Consider the following 25,836-nt stretch of genomic DNA (forward strand, 5'->3'; position numbering starts at 1 on the left):
TCGCTGCCGGAGAATGTAGATGTTGAACCTGGATCGCCTGCGGGGCTTCACCATTCCGGCTGCCGAGGATATGTGCGATCCGCGCAGCGCCATCCTCTATGCGCTGGGCGTGGGTGCCGGGTTGGGTGCGATCGACGAGCAGCATCTGGTCTTCGAACGCGATCTGGCGGTGCTGCCGACTATGGCGCTGGTGCTGGGTACGCCGGGTTTCTGGCCGATGGCCGGCGAACTGGGCTGGGACTGGCCGCGCATCCTGCACGGGGAACAGAGTTTGCGGCTGCTGCGTCCGCTGGAACTGGGCCAGTTGGTGCATGGCCGGATCGAGATTGGCGATGTCGCCGACAAGGGGCCGGGCAAGCCTGCGCTGGTGCGGGCAAAGCGAACGCTGATGACCCCGACCGATCTGGTGATTGCGGAGATGGAAGAGACTTGGGTGCTGCGCGGCGCGGGCGGTTTTGGCGGGCCGCGCGATCTGCCGGGTCAGATGGCGACCGCGATGCCCGACGAACCGGCCCATGTCCTGCTCGACCTGCCGACAGCGATCAATCAGGCGCTGCTCTATCGCCTGACCGGAGATCGCAATCCACTGCATAGCGACGCAGGGACGGCAGCTTTGGCAGGGTTCGATCGACCCGTTTTGCATGGGCTGGCGACTATGGGGCTGGTAAGCCGGGCGCTGGTTCACCTGTGTTGCGGCGGCCAAGCGGCGCTGTTGACCGGGATGAGTGGGCGTTTCACGGCACCTGTTTGGCCGGGGGAAACGGTGCGGACCGAAATCTGGCGCGATGGCGATGACATATTGTTTCGGGCAAGCGTCCCCGACCGCAGCGTCGTGGTAATGGATGGCGGACGTGCTTGCGTCGCCGGATTTTGAAGAAGAACGGGAAGCAACGTGAAGATATTGGACGGTAAGGTCGCTCTGGTTTCCGGGTCAGGTCGCGGGATCGGCAAAGCGATCGCACTTAAGCTGGCGCGCAATGGCGCGCATATTGTCGTCAACGACCTAGACGATGATGTCGCCAACGCGACGGCCGCAGAGATAGAGGCGCTGGGCGTGCGTGCGGTGGTGTGCGTGGGGGACGTGACTGCGCTGGATTTTGGCGAAAAATTCGTTGCCGCTGCCGTCGAAGCCTTTGGTACGATCGACATCATCATTAACAATGCCGGCTATGCCTGGGATTCGGTGCTACAGAAAACCAGCGACGAACAATGGATGGCGATGCTGGACGTGCATCTGAGCGCACCGTTCCGTATTTTGCGTGCTGCGCAGCCGGTCATTGCGGCAGCCGCCAAGGCGGAAATCGCGCAGCATGGTCGCGCGACGCGGCGCACCGTCGTCAATATTTCTTCGGTCGCCGGGCTGGGCGGCAATCCGGGGCAGGCGGGCTATGCTGCGGGCAAAGCGGGGATCGTGGGCCTGACCAAAACGGTGATGAAGGAATGGGGCCGCTATAATGTGACGGTTAACGCCGTCGCATTTGGTGCGATCATGACGCGGATGACGGCCGGCGAAGCGGGCAGTTCGACCATCAAGGTCAAGGGCAAAGATATCAAGGCCGGGGTCAGCGACGAAATATTGGAAGCGATGGAAAAGGGTATCCCATTGGGTCGCGCCGGAACGCCGGAGGAAGCGGCGGGCGCGGTCTATCTGCTGTGCCTGCCCGAAGCGGACTATATCACAGGGCAGGTCATCGTCGCGGGTGGCGGGTGGCAGCTATAGGATGTGGGGCGGGGTATTGCACCCCGCCTTTTCAGGCTGGCCAGGTCGGCGATCGCCCCTGCATCCCTGCAAAGATAGGCCGCATGGCTTCGGGCACCTGCCCCGCGCCCACGCCTGTGCCGAAATTCAGACCACGCCGTTCATGGATGCGCCAGCCGTCAGGCGTGCGCCGTAGCCGGTCTTCATATCCGCCCACGGCCAGCAGATCGGTAGGGCGGAGCGGGTCGGCGTCGGGAATGGCGAACCAGTGCCAGGCCAGGATGCGACTGGCCGCGCGGGCCTCGTCACCATCCACCTCGATCACGACATTGGTGACATTATGGGAGCAGCCCAGCAAAGCGCCCTGATAGGTCATGCATTGCGCATGGATGGCATCCCGCCCCACGGCCAGCGCTCCGCCGAAATCGATGATCCCGTCGGGCGTGAATATTTCGTCGGCAATCCGGTGATATTGCATTGCATCGATCAGATGCGCGTAGCGATACAGACATTCCTCTATCGCGATACGATCTGCCAGAATTTGGGGGCTGTGCGTCATGACGTCAGCCGCATCCTACCACGCCGCCATCCACGGGAATCTGCGCGCCGGTGACATAGGCGCCCGCCCGCGAACATAGAAACACGACGATCCCGGCGATGTCGTCCGGCTTGCCCAGGCGACCCAGCGGAATATGGGCCAGCAATCCCGCGTCAACGCTGTCCTCATCGCGCATATGCGCCGTCATCTTGGTCGGGAAGAAGCCGGGAATGACCGCATTCACCGTGATGTTGCGCGCGGCCAGATCGCCCGCCAGATCGCGGGTCATCATATGGACAGCCGCCTTGCTGGCGGCATAGCTGTAGGCGCTCAGCCGCTCGGTCTTCATGCCCGCGACTGACCCGATATTGATGATCCGCGCCGGATCGTCAGCCGTCCCCGCGGCGCCCAGTTCGGGCAGCAATTCGCGCACCATGGTAAAGGGCGTCTGGACATTGACGGCCATCACGCCGGGCCATGCCTTGTCGGGGAAGCTGTCTATCTCGCCGCCCCAGGTCTTGCCTGCATTGTTGACGAGAATGTGGCACGCGCCCACCGCAATGCGATAGCGGGCGACCAGATCGACCGCCGCTTCGGGTGTCGAAAGATCGGCGGGCAAAGGGATGCAGTTTCCCAGTACGGACATTTCGCTGGCGGCCGCTTCGCAAATATCCGCCTTGCGCGACGTGATCGCTACAGTCGCGCCCGCACGCAGCAGCCCTTCGGCAATCATCCGGCCAAGCCCCTGCGCCCCGCCGGTAACGAGCGCAGATTTACCCGCCAGACTGAACAGGTCGCTCACATCGTCACCACGACTTTGCCGAATTTATGGGCGTCGCGCAGGTGGAGCAGCGCTTCCTTGGCCTGAGCCAATGGATAAGTGGCTTCGATGACCGGCTTGATCTGATGTTCGTCCGCAAACGCCAGCATTTCCTGAAAATCCTGCGGGTCGCCGACCTGACTGCCGACGATGCTGGCGCTTTTGAGGAAGATGTCAGTCGCGTTGACCTTGATCTCATTGCCTGCGGTCGAACCGTAGATGACGATGCGCGCGCCCGGATTGATGGCGCGGACATAGTTGGAAAAGCTGGGCGAAGGTGCGCCGTCCAGCACGACGTCGATGCCGCCGGTCAGCTTGCCGACCTGTTTGCGCCAGTCGGGATCGGTGTAGAGCAGGCCGCCCTTGGCCCCCATGGCGATGGCGCGGTTGATCACGTCCTGATTTTCGCCGGTTACATAGACATTAGCCCCCTTGGCGACCGCAAAGGCCAAGCCAAAGGTTGCGACACCGCCGCCTACGCCGCTGATCAGCAGCGTCTCGCCTGCCTGCAACCGGCCCTTGAACATCAGCGCGCGCCATGACGTGAGCGCGGTCAGCGGCATCGCACCAGCTTCCTCGAAGCTCATGAAGGCCGGTTTGGGCGCCAGATTTTCGACCGGCACGCAGATATATTCGGCGATCGTCCCGGCAAAGGGCATCCCCAACAGGCCGAAATCGGCGGCAGGGGCATGGCGGCTTGGACCCCAGTTGCGCGCGGGATAGAGGACGACCTCGTCGCCTTCGTTCACGCCGGAAACGCCTGCGCCGATCATGTCCACGACACCCGCGCCGTCGCAACCCAGCGTCGCTGGAACGGTCATGCCCGGATATTGGCCGTGGGTGATGAACAGTTCGCGATGATTGATCGACGCAGCCTTGATCGCGACGCGAACCTCGCCCGGACCCGGCACGGGGGTTTCGACATCCGTCACTACTACGGAATCGGGTCCGTCGATCTTTTCGAGATACAGCGCCTTCATGGTCAACCTTTCCTGATGCGTCGGCCCGGCGGTTCGGGTCGCCTGCCTTTTTTCATGGGCGGCGCGTATGGGACGCAGCCTGTTGTGGCATCTGGACAATGTTCTGCCGATTTGATGACCTATCTGTGGATAGGAAAAGGGGATTGCATTTCAGATTTCACAGATCAGAATATATTTAGAAGAATAAAACGAATCGTGCCAAGCAGCACGAACAGGAGAGACTGAATGGCCGTTGTCCCGACAATCGTCCTGCCGCCCCGTATAACGCCGACGCTGATAAAGCGTCCGGCGCTGGCCGCATTGACCGACAAGGTCGCCCAATCACGCATGACGATGGTGGCTGCGCCCGCAGGCAGTGGTAAAACTACCGCAATGCTGTTTTGGGCGGAATTGCTGCGCGCGCAGGGGCGGCCCATATTGTGGCTCGCGGCAAGGGCGGGGATTGGCAACAAGATTTCGTTCCTGCTCGCGCTCAAAGCTGCCGGGGTTGCAGCCCGATTGGACTGGACAAATCTGGACGGTGATACCGATGATGCGGTCTGGCTGAAAACCCTGTCGACCGTGACAGAGCCAAAGCCGGTTATCATCATAGACGATGCCCAGTTGCTGGACGAGCCTACGTTGGCGTTCATCGCGCAATTATCCTCCAGCGCCCGTGACGGGTTGACCATGATCGTCGCGGCGCGGGGTGTCGTTGGCCTGCCCCTGGCGCGGATGCGGGCGCTCGGCTTTCTGGTCGAAGTCGGCAATGCCGATCTGTCGCTCACTCTGGCCGAAGCTACCCAGTTAGTGACGATGAGCGTCGGCGCGCCGATCGATTCGCAGAATTTGCAGGATATTGTCCGCGATACCCAGGGTTGGGTGTCGGGCGTCGTGATTGCCTGTGATCTCTACCGGCGCGGCGGACAGGGCGGTGGCAATATGCGGCTGACCGGGTTGCGCCCGGAATTTGCCGAATATTTCCATGAAGAAGTGGTTGGCCAGCAGCCCGACGATGTACGCCGCTTTCTGGTCGATACATCGATATTGGACGATCTGACCCCTTCGGCTTGCGCGGCGGTGACCGGCGACGAAGACGCGCGGGTTATGCTGGATCGCGTCTTTCGCCAGGGTTTGTTCCTCAACGCCATCGATCAGGAACATAGCCGCTACGCCTATCACCGCCTGTTCCGCGAGATGGTGCTTGGCCGCCTGATGGATCGCGCGCCGGCCCGCGCGGCCATGATGCATTGCCGCGCGAGCGATCATTTCGCTGCGACTGGCGAAATCGTCAAAGCCATCGAACATGCGCGACTGAGCGGTGATCAGGCCTTTCTGGCGGGGCAACTGGACCGGCTGGCGGAACAGTTGACCTATTCGGGCTATCTTTACAGGATCGACGAACTGGGGGCGGAACTGCCCTGGTCGGTGCTTGCCCAGCATCCCTATCTGCTGCTGGCATTGGCGTGGCGACGGATACGGCAATTATCCTTCGCTGCTGCCGACCGGCTGATTGCGACGGCACGGTCGATCCATGACGCACGCATCAAGAATGACGATATATCCGCGCATGATGCCGAACAGCTCGACCTGATGATCCGGCATCGTCTGGTCATGCTGGCGGCGGCGCGCGACGATATGGTGAAAGTGGAGGCGGAGGCCGAGCCTTTGCTGACGGAAATGGCCGAAAGCCATGCCTATCTGAGCTGCACTTTGCTGGCGCAATTAATGTCGGCGCGGCGCGAACTATATCATTTTCAGGACATGCTGAAACTGGAGGCGGAAACGCGGCGCGCGCTTTCGCGCCCCGGATCGGACTTTGCTTCGATTGCGCTCAAGGCATCGGTCGCACCGACCCTGATGGCGCAGGGCAAGACGCAATTGGCGCAGCGTTTCCTGGATGAAGCGCTGACTTTGGCCAGGGAAATCCATGGTGAAGGTTCCGGTCTGGCTGCGCTGCCTGCGCTGCCGATGGCAGAATTATTATATGATGCGGGGGATATGGACCGTGCGGCAGAACTGGTCGAACGTCATTTGCCCGTCGTGCGGCAATGGGGTTTTGCAGACCAGATGGCGTCGGGCTATATCGTCAATGCCCGGCTGCGCGCCGCGCGCGGCGACATGCCCGGCGCGCTGTCCACGCTTAACGATGCGCATCTGGTCGCGATCGAGTGTGGGCTGGACCGGATGCGGGCGTTCATCGTGGCGGAAGAAGTCCGGCTGCTGATCAAGGCAGGGCAGATCGAGGAGGCCGAACGGCATTTTGCGGCGGGCGACCTGCAACTGGAAGGGGAACCGATCCCGACCTTGCATCCCACGCGCCGTAACGAAAGCATTGCCATTGCCTGGCTGCGGATCGAGATGCAGCGCCACCGCCTGGGCCGCGCGCGCAAGGTCGCCTATCGCTGGCTGGAATTTGTAAAGCGCGCGGGCGCTGTGCGATCGGCAGTCACGTTCGAACTGTTGCTGGCGGAAATCGCGGTGTTGCAGGGCAATCGTTCGGAAGCCCGGCGTGCCGTGCGAACCGCCGTCGAAATGGCCGAGCCGGCGGGATGGGTCCGCACCTTCATCGACGAAGGCGAAGTCATCTCTACGCTGTTGACCGAAGCCTATTCGCAAGGGCCGGAACTGGAAACGCCGGCCGACCGCTTCGCCGTACGGCTCGTGTCGATGATGCGCAGCGGCCCGCAGATCGAAACCGATGAGGAGGGTGACGAGGATTTTGGCCTGACCGGCCGCCTGGCCAACCGTGAAGTCGACATATTGACCATGGTCAGCGGGGGATTACGCAACCGCGAAATCGGCGATCGCCTCGGCCTGACCGAAGGCACGGTCAAATGGTATATGCAGCAGATCTACGACAAGCTGGGGGTGCGGCGGCGCCCTCAGGCGGTGTTGCGGGCGCGCCAATTGGGCATCCTGCCCTGAGCGCTTTCCCTACGCCTATCGAAGGATAGATTGCGCACCCGCAGGTGCCTGTCATCGCCCTGCTGCGCGAAAGGAACCATCATGGCCAAACGTAAAGTCATCATCAGCTGCGCCATTACCGGCGCGATCCACACCCCTTCCATGTCGCCCTACCTGCCCGTAACGGCGGAAGAAATCGCGCAATCGGCGATCGGCGCCGCCGAGGCGGGCGCGGCGATCATTCACCTGCACGCGCGCAATCCGGTCGATGGGCGGCCCGACCAGAATCCCGATCTGTTCACGCCTTTCCTGAAAGTCATCAAACAGCGCAGCGACGCTGTGCTGAACCTGACAACAGGCGGTCATCCCTCCATGACCGTGCAGGAGCGCGTCCGCCCAGCCCGGACCTTCGCGCCAGAAGTGGCCAGCCTGAACATGGGGACGATGGGCTTTGGCCTGTTTCCGATGCTGGATAGGTTCAAGGATTTCAAACATGCCTGGGAACCCGCCGCGCTGGAAGCGTCGCGCGACCTTGTGTTCAAAAATACCTATGCCGACATCGAACATCTGCTGGAGACGCTTTCACCGCTCGGCACCCGGTTCGAATTTGAATGTTACGACACCAGCCATCTCTATAATCTGAAATATTTCTTCGATCGCGGACTGGTGAAAGCCCCTTTGTTCATCCAGACCTGCTTTGGCATATTGGGCGGGATCGGCAGCCACCCCGACGACATCATGCACATGAAGCGCACGGCCGACCGGCTATTTGGCGACCAGTATCAATGGTCGGTGCTGGGGGCGGGCGCGCGTCAGATGAGCATCGTCGCCATGGCCGCGTCCATGGGCGGCAATGTGCGCGTCGGGCTGGAAGATTCGCTGTGGGGCGGTCCGGGTCGACTGGCGCAGACCAATGCCGAACAGGTCACGACCGCGCGGCAGATCATTGAAGGCATGGGGCTGGAAGTGGCTACGCCGGACGAGGCCCGCGTTATCCTCGACCTCAAGGGTGCGGACCGGACCAACATCTGATGACCACGGCATTGGGGCCGCTGGCCGGTATCCGCATCGTCGAGATCGACGCGATCGGCCCTGTGCCGCTGGCCGCGATGCTGCTGGCGGATATGGGCGCGGAGATCGTGCGCGTGGCGCGGCCGCCATCGGCGGGTGCGGGCGATTGGGAGGATGTCGGCGGCGATATTCTGCACCGCAGCCGGACGGTGACCTATCTGGACCTGAAGCAGGAGAGCGACCGGGCGCAACTGCTCGACCTGATCGCATCCGCAGACGGTTTGATCGAGGGGTATCGACCCGGCGTGATGGAACGGCTGGGCGTTGGTCCCGACATCTGCCTGGCGCGCAATCCGCGCCTGGTCTTCGGGCGGATGACCGGGTGGGGCCAGTCGGGTCCGCTGGCGATGCGCGCGGGGCATGACATCAACTATCTCTCGATCACCGGCGCGCTCCACGCGATGGGCGATAAGGGCGCGCCGCCGCCGGTGCCGCTCAATCTGGTCGGCGACTATGGCGGCGGAGCGATGTTCCTGATCTTCGGTCTGCTCAGCGCATTGCTGTCCGCGCAGAAAACGGGGCAGGGGCAAGTGGTCGATGCCTGTATAACGGATGGCGTGGCATCCCTGATGAGCCTGTTTTACGCCTGGCAGCCCAAGGGATTGTGGACGGATGCCCCGGCGTCCAACCTGCTGGACGGGGCTGCACCTTATTATCGCTGTTATGCCTGTGCGGATGGGCGGCATGTCGCTGTCGGCTGTCTGGAACCCAAATTCTTTGCCCAGATGGTCGACGGGCTTGGCTTGGCCGATCGCAATTATGACCAGAATGATCGCGCCAAATGGCCCGCGATGCAGGCGGACTTTGCAGCCGTTTTCGCCACCCGAACGCGCGACGCATGGGCCGATCATTTCGCGGCGACCGATGCGTGCATCACGCCGGTTCTGTCCATGGCCGAAGCACCGGACCACCCGCATAATCAGGCACGCAACAGCTTCCTTCACCGGGGTGGCATGGCCCAGCCAGCGCCTGCGCCACGGCTCGATCGCACAATGGGGGCGATCACCGAACCGGGAAGCGCGGACATAGCCGACCTGATCCGCCGCTGGTCCTGATTGCCGCATAATGAGCGTGCGGCATAAATGCCACGATAGACAGATTAGTTTTCATCTGTGCAACGATTCCTGCCGGACGGTAGGTGGAGAATCGCGGCCGTGACGGCCTCTATACATCGGTAAGGATGATGCCTGCGAACAGAACAGGCTATCCGCATCGACCACGGGAGAGAGAGAATGAAATTAGGCATTTTGAAACTTGCGCTGTTGTCGACCGGGGCAACGATGGCGACCCCGATCTGGGCGCAGGATGCCGCAAATGGCGCTCCCCAGGTTGAGAGTGCGGGCAGCGGTGACATCGTCGTGACTGCGCGCCGCCGCGAAGAGCGGTTGCAGGACGTGTCGGTTTCCATTTCCGCCTTTTCGGCTGCCGCGCTGGAACGTAGCACGGTCCAGACCATAAGCGACGTCAAGACGATCGCGCCGGGCTTCACCTTCTCGTCCGAAGGCGGCAAGGATAATGTGGCGCTGACGCTGCGCGGTATCGGCCAGTTGCCGCTGGGCGAAGTGACGCCGGGTGTGGTCATCTACCTGAACGACACGCCGCTGCCCGCCGTCGGTTCCAACGTCCCGACCTATGATATCGGCAGCATTCAGGTGCTGAAAGGACCGCAGGGGACGTTGTTCGGCCGGAATACGCTGGGCGGCGCGGTGGTCGTGGGCAGCCAGAAGCCGACCTACGAGTTTGAAGGCTATGTCGAAGGCACCTATGGCAGTTTCGACTATCGCGAACTGGAAGGCGCCATCAACGTGCCGATCATCGCCGACAAGGTGGCGTTCCGGGCGGCCGGTCAGATCCGTCGGCAGGATCCGCGCACGATCGCGTTCGATGGCGGGCCGGGTTTCGACAATATCAAACAGGACGCTTTCCGCCTGTCCTTGCTGCTGGAGCCAATCGAAGGGCTGAAAAGCACGACCATCTATGAATATTTCAAGAGCGACGAGCTGGCCGGTGGTCTTTACCTGCTGCGCCAGAATTTCTCGCTTGCAGCGTTCGGGCTTGGGGTACTCGACCCGCAGGCAGCCACCGCGCTGGCGACACAACGCGCCAATCGTCGTGGCTCCTTCGACGGTGGCATCAACGGCGGTCGTTCGTCGCGCAAGATGACGTCGATCACCAATGATACGTCGTTCAGCTTCGGCGATCTGACGCTGCGCAACATCTTCGGCTTCCGCAAGAATTTCAGCGATCAGTTGATCAATACCGGCGCATTGCAGGATCTGTCGATCCCGACTGGCCTGCCAGCGCCATTCCCCGCTGCCGTACCTTTCACTCTATTCCATGCCGCGTCGGTCCTTGATCGCCAATATCTGACCAACGAAACTCAGTTGCTGGGCGATTTCGGATCGTTCAACTTCATCACCGGCGCATTTTACAATAATGACAAGTCCGCTGGTCCAACCGGATCGCAATTCACGGCATTTTCTGTCGGTGGCGTGCCTGCGCCTGCGGTCAGCGCCCATGTTCGGAACAAGAATTTCGCGGTCTATGGCCAGATCGGCTATGAAATCACCGAGAAGCTGAAGCTGAACCTAGGCGCGCGTTATAGCTGGGACAAGGTATCGGCCTGTGGCGGCACGATCGGCACCACCTATGTGGACGAAGAAACCTGCCTCGCCACGGCGAGCCTCGGCCTGGCCGACGGCGTGGGTACGGTCGCCAACAAGGGTAAGGAGCCTAGCTGGACCATTGGTCTGGACTATAAGGCCACGCCTGACTGGCTGCTCTACATTGCTTCGCGGCGGGGCTATCGCGGCGTGAACATCAACACGCCGCTGTTCGAAACGCCCTTTACAACGGGTGGCCGCAACGCAGCTTGTGTAGCGACCGGCGGTATCTGCCCCGATTTGCGCGCGTTCCAGAAGACGGACGAAGAAACGATCACCGACGTCGAACTGGGTTCGAAATATGACTATCATGTCGGGTCGGCGCGTGGCCGGTTGAACGTTGCAGCCTATTACAGCAAATATAAAAATGCGCTGCAATTCCTCAATACCCAGACGATCGTTCCCAACGGTACGCCGGATTCGCCGACTAACGGATCGCTGGCGGCCAATGTCGCCAACCTGCGGATCTGGGGCATCGAACTGGAAGCGTCGATCAGTCCGAGCCGGAACCTGACGGCAGCGTTCAACGCCGCCTATACCAATGTGAAGGTGGAAAGCGTAAACGTACCAGCCGGATTGCCAGCGGCGGTGACGCTGGGCGAGGCGCAGATCAATACCTACTCGCCCAAATTCTCCGGTACGGCGAGTGTCAGCTGGATCCTGCCGATCAAGCCTGCCGACGGCGACATCGCCTTTAACGCGGACCTGTTCATGACCGACGATTTCGGTGGTCAGAATGGCGAAAAGCTGCCGGGTTACAAGCTGGCCAATGCCCGCCTCGACTGGCGCGGCATCGGCGGAACGGGGCTGGATCTGGGTGTATTCGTCAAAAATCTATTCAAGGAAGAATATTTCTCGGCATCCAGTGTGCTGCTGGCCTCCTTCCCGCTCAGCTCGGTCTATGCCGGCGAACCGCGGACATGGGGCGTCAGCGCCAAATACAGCTTCTGACAATGGGCGGGCGGGGCGATGAAAGTCGCTCCGCCCGCATCATGGGTTAGTGCAACCGCGGAGTAAGATGTGACGTTGGACAATCTACATCGCATGACAGCCTCTGCTGGCGATATTGCGGCTTTGCTGGGTGCCAGCACGCTGGGCGCGATGATGAAGGCGGCTGAAGCGCTGACGCTGGAGGGTCATGGCGCGCGCGTCACCTATTCGCGCAAGGTGTTCATTCCGCTGACCAAATTATGCCGCGACGTCTGCCATTATTGCACCTTCGCCACCACGCCTGCACGGGCAGGCGACGCTTATCTCAGCCGCGACGAAGTGCTGGTGATCGCAAGGGCAGGGGTTGCGGCAGGATGCCGGGAGGCGCTGTTCACGCTGGGCGATCGGCCCGAAGATCGCTATGGCGCGGCGCGTGAGGCGTTGGCGCGTCTGGGCCATGACTCCACCTTGTCCTATCTCGCCGAAATGGCCGAACTGGTGCTGCAAGAGACAGGCCTGCTGCCGCACCTTAACCCCGGTTTGATGGATGGGGCGGACTATGCCCTGTTGCGGCCCCATGCCGCGTCGATGGGCATCATGCTGGAAAGCAGCGCCGATCGGCTGTGCGCGCGCGGCGGCCCGCATTTCGGGTCGCCCGACAAGGAGCCTGCGCGCCGTCTGGCCACGATCGCCGAGGCGGGCCGCGCCAAAGTGCCTTTTACCACCGGGCTGTTGATCGGCATCGGAGAAACCCGCGACGAACAGGTCGAAGCGCTGGTCGCCATCCGCGACCTGCATCGCCAATATGGCCATGTTCAGGAAGTTATCATCCAGAATTTCCGGGCCAAGCCCGGCACGCGGATGGCCGATCATGCCGAACCGGCGCTCGACGATCATCTCTGGGCGATCGCCGCCGCGCGACTGATCCTTGGGCCGGACATGACGATCCAGGCGCCGCCCAACCTGCACGACCAGGTCGATCTCGCCCCGCTGATCCGCGCCGGGGTCAATGACTGGGGCGGGGTGTCGCCGGTGACGCCCGACCATGTAAATCCCGAAGCGCCCTGGCCGCATCTGGAGACATTGGCGCAGGCCACCCGCGCCGCTGGCCGCACCCTCGCCCAGCGGCTCGCCATCGGACCACGTTATGCGCTGGCGGCGCCGGATTGGGCTGCGCCGGCGGTCGCGACTAACATCCTCCATGCCATCGACGGACGTGGCTTGCCCAAGCCCGACGATTGGGCCGCCGGACATGGTGACGACGCCGCGCCCGCCCTGATCGGGGCCGATGTCGGCCAGGCATCGGCATCGGTTCTGGCGCTTTTGCGCGATGCCGAAGCCGGTGCGCGATTAAGCGAACGTGACATAGTCACGCTGTTCGATGCGGATGGCCATGATCTTTCCGCTATCGTCGCGCAGGCCGACCGGCTGCGGCAGGAGAGCGTCGGCGACACTTTGACCTATGCCGTCAACCGTAACATCAACTACACCAATATCTGCCTCTACAAATGCGGCTTCTGCGCCTTTTCCAAGGGCAGTACGAAGGCGATGCGCGGCCCCGCCTACCGGCTCGACTATGCCGAGGTCGGACGGCGCGCGGCGGAAGCCTGGGATCGCGGCGCGACCGAAGTCTGCCTGCAAGGGGGCATCCATCCCGACTATGACGGCAACACCTATCTGGCGGTGCTGAAGGCCGTGCGTGAAGCCGCGCCCGATATTCATATCCACGCCTTCTCCCCGCTGGAAGTCACCCATGGCGCGCAGACGCTGGGCCTGCCGCTGGAGGATTATCTGGCGCAGTTGAAGGCGGCGGGCCTCTCTACCTTGCCCGGTACAGCGGCCGAGATACTCGACCCTGAAATCCGCGCCTTGATCTGCCCGGACAAGGTCAGCGCGGACGAGTGGATCGAAGTGATGCGCGTCGCCCATGGCATCGGCCTGCGCAGCACCGCGACGATCATGTTCGGCCATGTCGAGGGATATCGCCACTGGGCGCGCCACCTGCTGCGCATCCGCGCCTTGCAGGAACAAACCGGCGGCTTCACCGAATTTGTCCCCTTGCCCTTCGTCCATATGGAAGCGCCGATCTGGCGCAAGGGGCTGGCCCGGTCGGGACCAAGCTATCGCGAGGCCGTGCTGATGCACGCCATCGCCCGCATCGTCCTGCACCCGCTGATCCCCAATATCCAGGTATCCTGGGTCAAGATGGGGCCGGAGGGGGCCGCCGCGATCCTGAACGCGGGTGCCAACGATATGGGCGGCACGCTGATGGACGAATCGATCACCCGCGCGGCGGGCGGCGTCAACGGCCAGGAATTCGGCCCCACGCAAATGCGCGCGCTCGCCGCATCGGTCGGACGCCCCGTCTGCCAGCGCACCACCCTCTACGAGCCGGTATCGCCCCGGCAAACCCACATCACGGAGTCCCTATGACTGATCTCTTGCACCCCCTGAAGGACAAGGTGGCGATCATCACGGGCGGCGGCAGCGGCATTGGCCGCGCCACCGCGCTGATGATGGCGCAGCGCGGCGCGAAGGTCGCGATCACGGGCCGCACCGAAGCGCGGCTCGCGCATGTCGTCGAAGAAATCGCGGCGCAGGGCGGGCAGGCGCTGGCCGTCGCCATGGACGTCATGGAGGAAGCCTCGATCGCGGCGGGGATAACCAAGGTGGTCGATCGTTTCGGACGCCTCGACATTCTCCACAGCAATGCCGCCCAGACCGGCCTGATGCACGAAGATGCGCTGATCGCCGACATGGACGTCGCCTTCTGGGACCGCACCTTCGCCACCAACCTGCGCGGGTCGATGCTGTGCGCCAAGCACGCCATCCCCCATCTCCTGTCGGCAGGCGGCGGGTCGATCGTCTTTACCGGTTCCGGCAAGGGGCTGGCGGGCGACCTCGATTATCCCGCTTATGGCACGACCAAGGCGGGGATGCTGGGCCTCTCCAAATATATTGCCACCCAATATGGCAAGCAGGGCATCCGCTCCAACGTCGTCGTAGTCGGGCTGGTGATGACGGAGGCGCTGGACGACAATATGCCGCCCGAAGCGCAGAAGCTGATGACCGAACATAATCTGGTCGATTATCTGGGTCGCCCCGAAGATATCGCCGAAGTCGTCGCCTTCCTGGCATCCGATCAGGCCCGCTATGTCACCGGCGCATCGATCGTCGCCGATGGCGGCTTCACATCCCATTCGGCGGTCTATGCGGACATGATGCGCTTCGCCGCCATGCAGACGGAGACACAGTCATGAGCCTTCCTGCTATCGCCATCGTCGGCGGCACCGGCAATCTGGGCGCGGCGATCGCCTGGCGGCTTGCCCGCGCGGGCTATCCCGTCGTCATCGGATCGCGCAGCGCGGACGGCGCGCAACAGGCGGCCGCAGAGCTTGGCCACGGCCTATCGGGTGCCACCAATATCGACGCGGCGACGGGGGCGGACATCGTCTTCGTCACCGTGCCCTTCGCCGCGCAGGACGCGACGCTGCGCGACATCGCGCCGCATGTTATGGGCAAGATCGTCGTGGACACCACCGTCCCGCTGGTCCCGCCCAGGGTGATGCGCGTCCAACTCCCCGCCGAAGGATCGGCCGCGCTCCGTGCGCAGGTCGCGCTGGGCGAAGGCGTGACTGTCGTTTCCGCCTTCCACAATGTCGCCGCGCACAAGCTGGCCAAGGATGTCGATGTCGGCTGCGACGTGCTGGTGTTCGGCGATGACAAAGCGGCGCGCGGCCAAGTGGTCGCCCTTGCCGACGCGATGGGCCTGCGCGGCCTGCACGGCGGCGCGCTGTGCAATTCGGCGGCAGCCGAAGCGCTGACTTCGATCCTCATCTTCCTCAACAAGACCTACAAGGTCGACGGCGCGGGCATCCGCATCACCGGCGACCTGATCCCGCCTGCCGATTGAGCGCCCCCTTCCGGGCGGAAGGTGCGACCGGGCCACCGGGCGCGCCATCCTGCCGGGCATAAACGATACAGGGGATAGAGGAATGAAGCTCAACATCGGCGTGCCCAATTCGATGCATGTGGCGGCGATGACCCAGCCATGGGAACATGCGCTCACCGGCGACGATATCGGCCGCGCGCTCAAGGTCGCCGACGATCTGGGCTTCAACAAATGCATGTTGGGTGAGCATTTCATCATCCCGCAGGAACATATCGCGCTGTCGGGCGACCATTATGTCCATGGCACGGTGGCGCTCGCCTTCCTCGCCGGGCGGACGTCGAAAATGCGGGTCAGCTCGTCCGTTTCCATCCTCCCGCTGCAAAGCCCGATCGTACAGGCCAAGGCCTGGTCTACGCTCGACTGGCTGAGCGGCGGCCGCGCGACCGCTTTGTTCGGCGTCGGCTGGCTGAAGGAGGAATTCGACATGCTGGGCGTCGATTTCCACAATCGCGGGCGCATGGCGGACGAATATGTCGCCGCGATCATCGAACTATGGACGTCGGACACGCCGACGTTCGAGGGCGAATTCGTCTCCTTCAAGAATGTCGGCTTCGCGCCCAAGCCAGTGCAGCAGCCGCGCCTGCCGATCTGGTTTGGTGGCGATGCGGAGCCTGTGCTCAAGCGCGTCGCGAAATTCGGCGACGGCTGGTCGCCTTTCCGCACCCCGCCGGAAAAATTCCCCGCATGTCTCGACCTCATCCGCGCGCAGCCGACCTATGATGGCCGCCCGATCGACCTGTTCTTCGCGCTGGAAATGCTCAATGTCGGCGCCCATCACGAAATCATGGACGACCCCCGCGCGCCCGGCACGCGCAACGCGCAAAAGATCATCGACCAGATCGGCTGGCTGAAGGATCTGGGCGTCAATGAGACGATCGTGCCGCTGCCACCGGGCATGACGGGCCTTACCGAATATATCGAACGGCTGCACTGGGTGGCCGAAGAGATCATGCCCAAGGTGTGAGCATTGCCCACCCGCACGATGAATCGGAGTAGATAATGAGCCAATATGATGTGGTCGTCGTCGGATCGGGTGCGGCGGGCCTGACGGCGGCGCTGCGGGCCGCTGCGGCGGGCCTGTCTGTGCTGGTGCTGGAAAAGGCCGCGCATTTCGGTGGCACCACCGCCATATCGGGCGGCGGCATCTGGGTGCCGGGCAGTCCGCAGGCGCAGGCCGCCGGGGTCGATGATAGCGCGGCGGTGGCGCGCCAATATGTCCTCGACGTCATCGGGCCGAGCGCCGACCCCGCGCTGGTCGACGCCTATCTGGACGCCGCGCCCGAAATGGTCGCCTGGCTGGACAGCAACAGCGCCGTCCGCTTCCTCCTCTCGCCACCCAGCAGCGACTGGTATCCCGACATCGCGGGGTCCGCCGATCATGGCCGCCTGCTGTCGCCGCAGGAATATGACGGCAAGAAACTGGGTGCCCATTTCGCCGACCTGCGGCCAGCGCGTGAGGAGTTCAACGCACCGGGCGGCTTCATGATCGACCTGTTCGATCTGCCCTATCTGGCCGACATGCCATCGGCCAAATCCCTGTTCCATTTCGGCAAGCTGGCCGCCAAGTTCGGTGCGGACAAGCTGCGCCGCTACCCGCGCGGCACCCGGCTGACGATGGGCAATGCCCTCATCGCGCGGCTGATGCGGTCGGCGCTCGACGCGGGCATCACCCTGCGCAAGGACGCGGCCGTCGATCGCCTGTTGGTCAGTGACGGCCGCGTGACCGGCGTGCGCGTGGGTGGAGAGGATATCGCGGCCAAGGTCGGCGTGCTGCTGGCGGCAGGCGGCTTTTCCGCCAGCGAACAATTGCGCAAAGCCTATATCCCCTATGCCGAGGACCATGTCTCCATCCTCCCCTATGAAAATACCGGCGACGGCATGAATATGGCGTTGGATGCTGGCGCTTCATTGGACGGCGAAAACCTCGTCAACGCGGTGTGGGCCGTGGTATCGACCATGACCCGGCCCGACGGCTATGTCGCTCGCTACGCCCATCTGATCGACATGTCGAAACCCGGCTGCATCGCCGTCAACGCGAAGGGCGAGCGATTCGGCAACGAAGCCTCCGTCCACTTCGTCGAAGCCATGCACGCCACCGGCACCGTCCCCGCCCACATCATCGGCGACGCGCATTTCGTGAAGACCTATGGCATGGGCATGGTGCTGCCCGGCGGCGGCGGCCTCAAGAAGCTGATCGCGGCAGGCTATGTCATCGAGGCACCCACTTTGCGCGAACTGGCCGACAAGATCGGCGTCGATGGCGACGGCCTGCTTTCGACCGTGGCCAAGATGAACCGCTATGCCGAAACCGGCAAAGATCCCGAATTCGGGAAGGGCGATACCCAGATCGACATCGAAATCGGCGATCCCAAACACAAGCCCAATCCGTGCCTGGGCCGTGTCGAGAAGGCGCCCTTCTACGCGATCAAGATCCATCCCGGTGATGGATCGACCACGGTGGGACTGAAGATCGACACGCATTGCCGGGTGATCGGCACCGATGGCGCGCCGGTTGCGGGCCTCTATGCCGCAGGGCTGGACGCCAACTCGATCTGGCGCGGCAAGTCGCCCGCCCATGGCTGCAATGTCGGCCCGGCGATGGTCACAGGCTATATTGCGGGGCAGGCGATGGCCGCAGTCGGGGCCGAGGCGTTGGTTCCCGCCTGACCGGCACAGGACAAGGCCCGCGCTATCGGCGATAGCGCGGGCATCTTACATGCATTCTCAGACTGGTTCGGCGACCGCCCCGGCACGCGCTTTCGCTGTGGCGACCAGCGCGTACAGACCCGCATTATATTGCGTCATCTGCTCCATCGTCAGGTCGCGATAGGGCGTCATCGGGCAGAGCGAATCCACCACATCCCAGAAGGGCTCTATCTTCTCCAGCACTTCGTCGACCGGGCCGCAGGTCACGAACGCCTCGACCATATCGTCCGACACATTGCCGATGACCTTGGCGATATCGCCATGTTCGCCCAGGCTGAGCTGGCAAGCGCGGGCCTGGTCGCCAAAGCCGGTCGCTTCGAAGAACGGCTCATATTCCTTATAGCCCGAATAGGCGGCGACAGTGGCACGGCTGTCGTCGATCGCCTTTTGCTTGTCGTCATTGATCGCGATCCACGGCCAGGCATTGATTTCGATGTCCGCGCGGCTGCGACCATATTTGGCCAGCGTCGTTTCGATGAAGGGCAGCTTGCTGCGCGTATAGGCCGCCGACCACAGCGCATGGACCATCAGCCCGTCGCCAACCTCCAGCGCCAGCGCCGTCATCTTGTCCTGCAACGCAGCGATCCAGATCGGGATTTCCGGGCGCACCGGCGGCGCGGTCAGCATCATCTCGCCAAAATCGGCGGAGAAATATTCGCCCTCAATCGGGTCCATGCCCGTATGCGCATTGGCGATGACATAGCGGATCACCTTCACGCTCTCGCGCAAATGGGTCAGCAATTTGCGTTCCGGCTCGCCATACATGCCGGTGACGCAACTCTTGATGCTGGACCCCAGCCCCAGCACGAAGCGCCCGCCCGAAATCCGGTCGACGTCCATCGCCGCATAGGCGGTTTCGACTGGGCTGCGCGTGCCCGCGATCGCGACGCCGGTGCCGACTTTCAGATTGCTGGTCAATGCGGCCGTTGCCGCCATCGGCACGAAGGGCGGGCCGTAGATCTGGAGCGAAAAACAGCCCTCGAAGCCGACCTGTTCCATCTGCTGCCCGATCCCGCCCATCATGGGGGCGGGCAGGGTCGGCATGACGCCCCACCAGCGGCGTTCGCCGCCGACGGCATTGGCGAGCTGTGTCATGGAAATTTCCCGAAAAAAATCGGGCGGACCGTCATGGTCCGCCCTTCAGGGGGAGGGGGAAATCAGAACTGGAACAGTTCCTTACGCAGGCCGATGATATCGCTGCAATCGGCGCTCACATTATCGCGATAGGCAAAATCGCCCTTCGCCTGCCGATCGCTCAATTCCATCATCGCCATGCGATACCGCTGGCCGGCCTGGTCAAACTTGCTGTGCAAATCCTTGCGATCGGTATGGCGCATATAGCGGGGGCTTTGTGGGGAGGTCATATAGCTGTCCTGCCGCGACACTTTGTAACCGGCCTTGGGCATGACATAGCTGAACATGCGCCCGGCATTGCTGGTATTCATGACCATTTCCATCCGGGTGCGGTCCCGCGTTTCGGGGGTGCATGGGTGGAACAGCGGCACGTCGTCACCGGGGCTGAACCGGCCATAGGCGATCGCGCAGTGCGACCGCAGATAGATGCGGATCACCTGCCGCACATTCTGGGTCGGCTGCTTGATTCCGCTGAAGAATTTCATCACCGGCGCGACCGATTTGTTGACGCAGGTGCGGACCATGGTGACAGTCTCGCTGTCGTAAAATGTCTCGATCGTTTCGCTATCCGACCGTTCGTCGCCGACCACGTCGGCGTGCAGGAAATCGGCATGGGTCAGGTCGATCAGATTCTCCAGGCTGATCGGCGCGGAGCTTTCGAAACGCACCGTCGCCGTCATATGGCGGGGCAGGCCACCCTTGGGCGGAAGGAAGGGCAGGCTGGGCAAATGGCGCGGATCGGCAGCCAGCGGATTGCCCAGCCAGGCCCAGACGACGCCATAATGTTCCATCACCGGATAACGGCCGCGCGCGTCGGTGTAATCGCTCTTGTCGCGCACCACGCGCTCATTGGGGTGGAACTCGCTCGCCACGACCACGCCATTGTCGCGCCACAGGAAGATAGGGTTGGAATAGACGGCGCGGCGCACCGGCTTGCCCGTCACCGAATAATCGTGGGCAACCGGGAACCAGCTGTCGCGCATTACGATATTGTGCGGCACCCAACGGTTGACGACATTCATGGCGATGGGGCTGCCACCCGATGGCGGCGCGCTATGGTTTTCGTCAGAGACGGGGCGATCGGCGATTTCCAACATGTTCAAATCCTCCTTCAGGCCGCTACGGTCTGGTCATGGGTATCCTGCGTTGCGTCGAGCAGGGCGTTGCGCAAATCCTCGCCATGGAGCGATACGGTCGGTTTGGTGGTCCGCAGCTTCGATCCGTCGATGGACGAAAGGACGGTCAGCGGATTGACCCCGCGCAACATCGCGCCGCGCAGCCCGGCCCGGCGGACGCCCAGTTCCGCGCGCCAGCGCACTGCGGTCACACCGCGCGCTGCTGGGACGGGCGACAGGACGGCATGGAGCAGGTCGTTGAAGGCGTCGTCGCGCAGCGTCAGATGCGTCTCGCCGGTCAGCGGATGGGTGCGGGTCAGCAGCGTCAACGGAAATTCGGCGACGAAATGGGATGGCCAGTGCAGCGGATACCACTGGCAACTGCGCTCCATCACCAGCATCCCGCCCTCTTCATGCAGTTCGGACATGATATAGGGGCTGAACCGCACACCGCGGATCGACAGGATCAGCGCGGGATCATCATATAGCGCATCCAGATATTCCTGATGGCTGCAACTGACATTGACGGTGCCGATATAGCGATATTTGGGTTCCGCGCTCAGCGGCGCTTCCGCCTTGGGGTTCAGACAGACGCGCACGAAACCGGCCTGTTCGCTGACGCCAAAGGCATTGGCCTTGTAGATCGGCGGAAATTTCTGCTGATCCTTCATGTTCGGGATCTCTTTCAGCCGCCCCGTCTCGCCATCATAGCTCCAGCCATGATAGCCGCACTGGATCAGCCCATTGTCGCGGATACAGCCCAGCGACAACGGTGCGCGGCGGTGCGGACAGCGGTCCTCCAGCGCGCGGGCAATGCCCTGATTGTCGCGCCACAGCACCACCGGCTGCTCGCCAATATCCACCGACAGCGGCTTTTTGGACGTGACTTCCTCAGACCGGGCGACGGCCCACCAAAGATCGGTATCGAGACTCATGGCGCTTATCCTTACTCCTGTGATTAAATTGACGTATGACAATTTATATGTCAACGTCTTTTCACTATGGATCAGCTGATGCTCGATCGACCCCCGCGCGCCCGTGGCCGCCCCGCCCTCAACGCCGTCCAGGCCGTGGACGAGGACAAGCTGCTGGGCCTGGCCTTTGCGACCTTCGCCGAACGCGGCTATGAAGGGACGACGCTGCGCGACCTGTCGAAACGGTTGGGCGTCAGCCACAATCTGCTCAACGTGCGTTTCGGGCGGAAGGAGGATCTGTGGGTTCGCGCGGTCGATTGGCGCATGGCGCAAGCGTCGCCCTTCGTTGAAGCCGCGTTCGACGAACCGGCTGATGCCGAAGTCCGGTTGCGTCACCTGATCCAGCGCTTTTGCCTGTGGGCGACCCGCAATGGCGACATCGTCTCGCTCACCAATGTCGAAGGATGCCGCTCGACCTGGCGGCTCGACCATATCGTCGAACATTTCGTGTTGCCATTTCAGCGGCGGCTCGATGACCTGCTGGACGCGGTGCGGCGGCAGCGGTCGGTGCATGGCCTGTCGACTCCGGCGCTGATGGCGCTGCTGGTGCAGGGTGTGGGCTATTATTTCTGCGCCGTGCCGATGCAACAGCGTTTGGGCGCTGGCGGCGAAGTGGATGACGCCCATGCCGCCGCGCAGGCCGACCGGCTTGCCGACTTCCTGCTCGCCGCGCTGCTTCCTCCCATTGCCTGACTTGCGCCGCCGTCAGTCTTCCGGCGCGATGGTAACGGTCAGGCCGGATAATGCGTCGCTCATCATCACCTGGCAGGACAGGCGGGAGTTTTCGTTACGATGGGGCGATCCGTCGAGCAGGTCGCTTTCATCCTCCGTTACCGGCGGCAGGATCGCGGCGACCGCCGGATCGACATAGACGTGGCACGTCGCGCAGGAACAGCAACCACCGCACAGCGCCAGCAATTCGTCGAATCCGGCATCACGAATGGCCTCCATCACCGAAACATTGGCGGGCGCATCAATCGTCTTGCAGGTGCCGTCGCGGGTGATGACGTTCAGTTCGGGCATGATATTCCTCGTCTGGAATCGGAATGATCGGCCAGTCCTATGCGCCCGGACGCCCCGCCCTGCCTGTCGAAAGACAGGGCGGGGCAGGGCTTATTTCACTTCGACCTGGACCGGAAACCGATCGAAATAGAAGCCGAAGGGGCGCCGCAATTCTTCCCCGGTGACGTGGAAATCCCGCTCCAGGTCATAGACGATCTTGCCCTTCGTCTGCTCGCCATGTTCGGCCAGATAGACATGCAGGTCGGCCAGCGCCTCGTCGGTCAGGGGAATGTCGGCGATGCGGTAAATCTCTTTCAGGATCGGATCGGGATTTTTGATCCAGTCATGGAAATAGACGTCGATCGTCTGTTCGGGCGGTAATATGTCGCGGTCCCGCACGCAGGCGCGCAACAGTTTTTCGTAGCGGTCGGGCCAATAGCCAAGCGGCTCCTGAATATCCACGGACATGCGAAGCATCCGTGCGGCATAAGTGTACATGGTCAGTTGCGACCGGATCGACCCGACAGGATCGCGATGGGTGATGACGAAAGTTGCGTCGGGAAAAGTCTTATAGAGGGCAGGCAATTGCTCCATATGCTGGGGGCATTTGATGACCCAGCGATTGGGGCCGTTCAGGAAGGTCAGCACCTGGAGCGCCTTCTTGAGATAGGCATAGGTGCCCGACTGGTCGTGGCTCAGATAATAGTCGCGCCAGCGTGGCACCATCGCCAGCCATTCGATCAGGTAGGATGAGAAATCGGGCGCCTGCAACTCGATATCCTCACTGATATGGTCGGGCGAAAATTCATGCATGATCGCCATGTGCGGCAGGATAGACTCCATCATCCGCCATCCCTGTTCCGCCTTGGTCCAGCGCGGATTGGCGTCGTCTGGCGTCGGTGCCTCGTCGGGCGCTGGCACCGGCGCGATCGCTTCCCACCAGGGTAGCGACCGGAAACGGCGATCGGCGGACAGCAGTCCCAGCAGGTGCGTCGTCCCCGACCGCGGCAGGCCCGCGACGATGATCGGCCGGTCGATCGGAATGTCCAATATATCCGGGTGGCGCTTGACGATATCCTCGATCCGCAGCCGGGTCGCGGCATAGCGTATCATCATCTGGAACAGGTTGGCGCGCGTGACGGCGGAGGCATTGGCGTCCTCGTCTATCGCCTGGCACCACACCGCCAGCCGTTCGCGAAAATCCGCCGCGCCGAAATCCGACAGGCCAGTCTGGGCCTGCGCCGCGCCCAAAATGATCGCGGGCTGGAAGGCGATCTGGTCCGCTGCTGCCTCGGCCCCGGCCATCACCTGTTTCTGAACCTCCGTCAGCACCGGATGATGCAGGTCGGTAATGTCGATGATGTTGCGGCGCGCTGCCGCTTCCTGCGCGGGACTGCCCATGTCGCTCTCCTGTTATGATGCGCCATCTAATCTCCTTGACCCTGCCGTCGGCAAGGTGCGCGGCCATCGCCGCTGCGCCAATTGCTGCGTCATCGCGCCAAAGGAGCAGCCAAGCGCCAAGCGGAGAGGATGAATGGACGCTGTTTCCCAAGTCTATGACCTGCCGGTCACGCCCGCCATGGATTGCATGGTCAAGGGACGGATCGCGCTGCCCGGCGTAGTTATGGAACTGCACCATTATCGCTTTCGCGGAGCGCAGGGCGGGGTCTTTTCCTCGCCGCGCAGCTTCCTCGATCTGGCGCTGTCGCCAAGGCCGGGTCGGCCCTGCGGCGGCTATGACGGCCCGACCAGCGCGTTGGGCGACATCATTTTCATTCCGGCGGGAAACCCGTTGCACACAGCATGGGGGGAGGGGGAGCAGACGTCGATCTGTTGCGGATTCGACGGCGCGGCGTTGGACGGCGACGCACTGGCTTTGTCGGATGACGCCTTGCAGGCATCGCTCAATTTGCGCAGCCCGCTGGTGCGCGACGCGCTGCGGCGGATTGCGGGCGAGATTGCCACGCCGGGCTTTTGCAGCGAGATGCTGGCCCAGGCGATCTGGATGCAGGCATCGATCGACCTGCAACGTTATCTGCGCCTGTCGGTCGAAAGTTATGGCGCGCGGAGCGGCCTGTCCCGTGCGCAGATCAGGCAGATAACCGATTGCATCGAACAGCCCGGCAAACCCCCATCCGTCGCCGATCTGGCGGCTGAGTGCGGCCTGTCCACTCGCCATTTCTTTCGCCAGTTCCGCGCCGCCACTGGTCAGACGCTGACTCATTATGTGACCGACCGCAAGATCGACCGGGCCAGGCAGTTGCTGCGGCAGGGGAGCGTAGCGATCAAGGTGGTCGCGTGGGAATGTGGGTTCGACAGCGCAGCGGCCTTTTCTGCCGCTTTCCGCAAGGCGACTGGCACGACCCCCCGGCAGTTTCGGGAATCTGTGATGCATTGAGGGCAGGGCAGTTTCGCGATGGCTTTGGCGCAACTGCGAAAGCCAGCTTGCTTGTCGCCAAGCGCCTTCGCCCGCACTGTTACGCCAAAGCGTCGCCCCATGACGAGCGGCCATCAGGAGAAGCGCGATGCCGGAAAATCTGTTCGACCTGACTGGCAAGGTGGCGCTGGTCACGGGCGCCAATTCGGGATTGGGATTTGGCTATGCCCGTGGGCTGGCCCGCGCGGGCAGCGACGTCATCCTGTGGGGCCGCCGCGCCGACAGGAATGAAGAGGCCGCGCAGGCGCTGCGTCAATATGGGGTCCGCGTGTTCGCCGATAGCGTGGACGTAGCCAGCGAACCCGCGATCGTGGCCGGATTCGCGCGCGCGATCGACGCGATGGGCCGGGTCGATACGCTGGTCGCCAATGCGGGGATCGCCAGCCAGGTGGCCTTTACCGACATGGACGTTGCCACCTATCGCAAGCTGATCGACGTCAATCTGGACGGTGCGGTATTCACCCTGCGCGAAGGTGCGCGGCATATGAAGGCGCGGGCGGAGGCTGGCGATCCGGGCGGGTCGCTCATCATCTGCGGCAGTGGCTCGATATTTCAGGGCGTGCCGACCATGGCCCATTATGGCATCGCCAAGGGCGCGCTAAATTCGCTGGCCAAGGCGCTGGCCGCTGAACTGGGACCGATCGGGGTGCGGTGCAACGTCATTGCGCCAGGCTTCATCGAAACGGACATGACCTTTGCCGACCCCGCCATCGGCCAGATGCTGGCCGACATGGTCGCGGCCAAGACGCCGCTGGGCCGTGCGGGTAAACCCGCCGATCTGGAGGGAGCGGTCGTCTATCTGGCCAGTGACATGGCCGCATATCACACGGGCGACACGCTGGTGGTGGATGGCGGCAAGCTGTTCGCCAACTGATCGTCCGGCAGGTGCCACCTTGGCCCCGTTGCGGCTGACCAGACAAGTCCCACAG

At 62.8% G+C, this 25,836-nt stretch carries 22 protein-coding genes; 14 read left to right on the plus strand and 8 right to left on the minus strand.

All coding sequences use genetic code 11. The features are described from left to right. Positions 1-19 precede the first annotated feature (19 nt). Together SPBM01_RS15085 and SPBM01_RS15090 are read left to right on the plus strand one after the other, a co-directional pair. On the plus strand, positions 20-874 hold the full coding sequence (locus SPBM01_RS15085; RefSeq protein WP_188062442.1) for a MaoC/PaaZ C-terminal domain-containing protein: 855 nt from the start codon (positions 20-22) through the stop codon (positions 872-874). 18 nt (positions 875-892) lie between these two features. Further along, complete coding sequence (locus SPBM01_RS15090) at positions 893-1,720, plus strand: SDR family NAD(P)-dependent oxidoreductase (RefSeq protein WP_188062443.1); 828 nt, start codon at positions 893-895, stop codon at positions 1,718-1,720. Positions 1,721-1,751: 31 nt separating this feature from the next. Here SPBM01_RS15090 and SPBM01_RS15095 read toward each other — a convergent pair whose 3' ends face one another. The 3 genes from SPBM01_RS15095 to SPBM01_RS15105 are packed head-to-tail and all read right to left on the minus strand — an operon-like array spanning position 1,752 to position 4,037. Then, entirely contained in the window at positions 1,752-2,258 is a 507-nt protein-coding gene (locus SPBM01_RS15095; protein WP_188062444.1) for a nuclear transport factor 2 family protein, read from the minus strand. Between the two features lie 4 nt (positions 2,259-2,262). Beyond that, entirely contained in the window at positions 2,263-3,039 is a 777-nt protein-coding gene (locus SPBM01_RS15100) for an SDR family oxidoreductase (protein ID WP_188062445.1), read from the minus strand. Continuing rightward, complete coding sequence (locus SPBM01_RS15105; protein WP_188062446.1) at positions 3,036-4,037, minus strand: zinc-binding alcohol dehydrogenase family protein; 1,002 nt, start codon at positions 4,035-4,037, stop codon at positions 3,036-3,038. Before SPBM01_RS15105 ends, SPBM01_RS15100 begins: the two co-directional genes overlap by 4 nt. A gap of 225 nt (positions 4,038-4,262) precedes the next feature. Between SPBM01_RS15105 and SPBM01_RS15110 the strand changes: the two genes are divergently transcribed. The 9 genes from SPBM01_RS15110 (at position 4,263) to SPBM01_RS15150 (ending at position 18,206) form a co-directional block, all read left to right on the plus strand. Continuing rightward, entirely contained in the window at positions 4,263-6,944 is a 2,682-nt protein-coding gene (locus tag SPBM01_RS15110; protein ID WP_188062447.1) for a LuxR C-terminal-related transcriptional regulator, read from the plus strand. Positions 6,945-7,025: 81 nt separating this feature from the next. Next, positions 7,026-7,955, plus strand: a complete 930-nt coding sequence (locus SPBM01_RS15115) for a 3-keto-5-aminohexanoate cleavage protein (RefSeq protein WP_188062448.1) — start codon at positions 7,026-7,028, stop codon at positions 7,953-7,955. Beyond that, positions 7,955-9,049, plus strand: a complete 1,095-nt coding sequence (locus SPBM01_RS15120) for a CaiB/BaiF CoA transferase family protein (RefSeq protein WP_188062449.1) — start codon at positions 7,955-7,957, stop codon at positions 9,047-9,049. The genes SPBM01_RS15115 and SPBM01_RS15120 overlap by 1 nt, the downstream gene beginning before the upstream one ends. Positions 9,050-9,226: 177 nt before the next feature. Next, the gene (locus tag SPBM01_RS15125) at positions 9,227-11,608 is read left to right on the plus strand and encodes a TonB-dependent receptor (protein ID WP_188062450.1); all 2,382 of its coding nucleotides are present in this window, start codon (positions 9,227-9,229) and stop codon (positions 11,606-11,608) included. Positions 11,609-11,701: 93 nt separating this feature from the next. Then, a complete protein-coding gene (cofH, locus tag SPBM01_RS15130; RefSeq protein ID WP_188062451.1) occupies positions 11,702-14,020 on the plus strand; it encodes a 5-amino-6-(D-ribitylamino)uracil--L-tyrosine 4-hydroxyphenyl transferase CofH in 2,319 nt (772 codons plus the stop codon). Next, positions 14,017-14,847: an SDR family NAD(P)-dependent oxidoreductase gene (locus tag SPBM01_RS15135; protein ID WP_188062452.1), complete on the plus strand. Its 831-nt coding sequence runs from the start codon at positions 14,017-14,019 to the stop codon at positions 14,845-14,847. Before cofH ends, SPBM01_RS15135 begins: the two co-directional genes overlap by 4 nt. Then, entirely contained in the window at positions 14,844-15,500 is a 657-nt protein-coding gene (gene npdG, locus SPBM01_RS15140) for an NADPH-dependent F420 reductase (protein ID WP_188062453.1), read from the plus strand. Before SPBM01_RS15135 ends, npdG begins: the two co-directional genes overlap by 4 nt. Positions 15,501-15,582: 82 nt before the next feature. After that, positions 15,583-16,503 carry a TIGR03619 family F420-dependent LLM class oxidoreductase gene (locus SPBM01_RS15145; protein WP_188062454.1) on the plus strand — a complete coding sequence of 307 codons (921 nt, stop codon included), beginning with the start codon at positions 15,583-15,585 and terminating at the stop codon, positions 16,501-16,503. Positions 16,504-16,538: 35 nt separating this feature from the next. Continuing rightward, a complete protein-coding gene (locus tag SPBM01_RS15150) occupies positions 16,539-18,206 on the plus strand; it encodes an FAD-dependent oxidoreductase (protein WP_188062455.1) in 1,668 nt (555 codons plus the stop codon). Between the two features lie 57 nt (positions 18,207-18,263). Here the strand turns inward: SPBM01_RS15150 and SPBM01_RS15155 are convergent, their stop codons facing one another. The 3 genes from SPBM01_RS15155 to SPBM01_RS15165 all read right to left on the minus strand — a co-directional run bounded on the left by SPBM01_RS15155 (position 18,264) and on the right by SPBM01_RS15165 (position 21,429). After that, positions 18,264-19,340, minus strand: coding sequence for an LLM class flavin-dependent oxidoreductase (locus SPBM01_RS15155; RefSeq protein WP_188062456.1), 1,077 nt, complete (start codon positions 19,338-19,340; stop codon positions 18,264-18,266). Positions 19,341-19,402: 62 nt separating this feature from the next. Beyond that, complete coding sequence (locus tag SPBM01_RS15160; RefSeq protein ID WP_188062457.1) at positions 19,403-20,476, minus strand: oxygenase; 1,074 nt, start codon at positions 20,474-20,476, stop codon at positions 19,403-19,405. 14 nt (positions 20,477-20,490) lie between these two features. Beyond that, positions 20,491-21,429, minus strand: coding sequence for a Rieske 2Fe-2S domain-containing protein (locus SPBM01_RS15165; protein ID WP_188062458.1), 939 nt, complete (start codon positions 21,427-21,429; stop codon positions 20,491-20,493). Between the two features lie 78 nt (positions 21,430-21,507). Here SPBM01_RS15165 and SPBM01_RS15170 point away from each other — a divergent pair, with 78 nt between their 5' ends. Next, positions 21,508-22,161 carry a TetR/AcrR family transcriptional regulator gene (locus tag SPBM01_RS15170; protein ID WP_262504195.1) on the plus strand — a complete coding sequence of 218 codons (654 nt, stop codon included), beginning with the start codon at positions 21,508-21,510 and terminating at the stop codon, positions 22,159-22,161. A 12-nt stretch (positions 22,162-22,173) separates the two neighbouring features. Here SPBM01_RS15170 and SPBM01_RS15175 read toward each other — a convergent pair whose 3' ends face one another. Both SPBM01_RS15175 and SPBM01_RS15180 read right to left on the minus strand, forming a co-directional pair. Beyond that, a complete protein-coding gene (locus SPBM01_RS15175) occupies positions 22,174-22,491 on the minus strand; it encodes a 2Fe-2S iron-sulfur cluster-binding protein (protein ID WP_188062460.1) in 318 nt (105 codons plus the stop codon). A gap of 90 nt (positions 22,492-22,581) precedes the next feature. Further along, the gene (locus SPBM01_RS15180) at positions 22,582-23,871 is read right to left on the minus strand and encodes a sulfotransferase family protein (RefSeq protein ID WP_188062461.1); all 1,290 of its coding nucleotides are present in this window, start codon (positions 23,869-23,871) and stop codon (positions 22,582-22,584) included. A 133-nt stretch (positions 23,872-24,004) separates the two neighbouring features. Here SPBM01_RS15180 and SPBM01_RS15185 point away from each other — a divergent pair, with 133 nt between their 5' ends. Beyond that, positions 24,005-24,868, plus strand: coding sequence for a helix-turn-helix transcriptional regulator (locus tag SPBM01_RS15185; protein ID WP_188062462.1), 864 nt, complete (start codon positions 24,005-24,007; stop codon positions 24,866-24,868). A gap of 127 nt (positions 24,869-24,995) precedes the next feature. Then, positions 24,996-25,781, plus strand: a complete 786-nt coding sequence (locus SPBM01_RS15190) for an SDR family NAD(P)-dependent oxidoreductase (protein WP_188062463.1) — start codon at positions 24,996-24,998, stop codon at positions 25,779-25,781. The last annotated feature ends 55 nt before the right edge of the window (positions 25,782-25,836 follow it).

It is taken from the genome of Sphingobium sp. KCTC 72723 (genome assembly GCF_014280435.1).
Classification (GTDB): Bacteria; Pseudomonadota; Alphaproteobacteria; order Sphingomonadales; family Sphingomonadaceae; genus Sphingobium.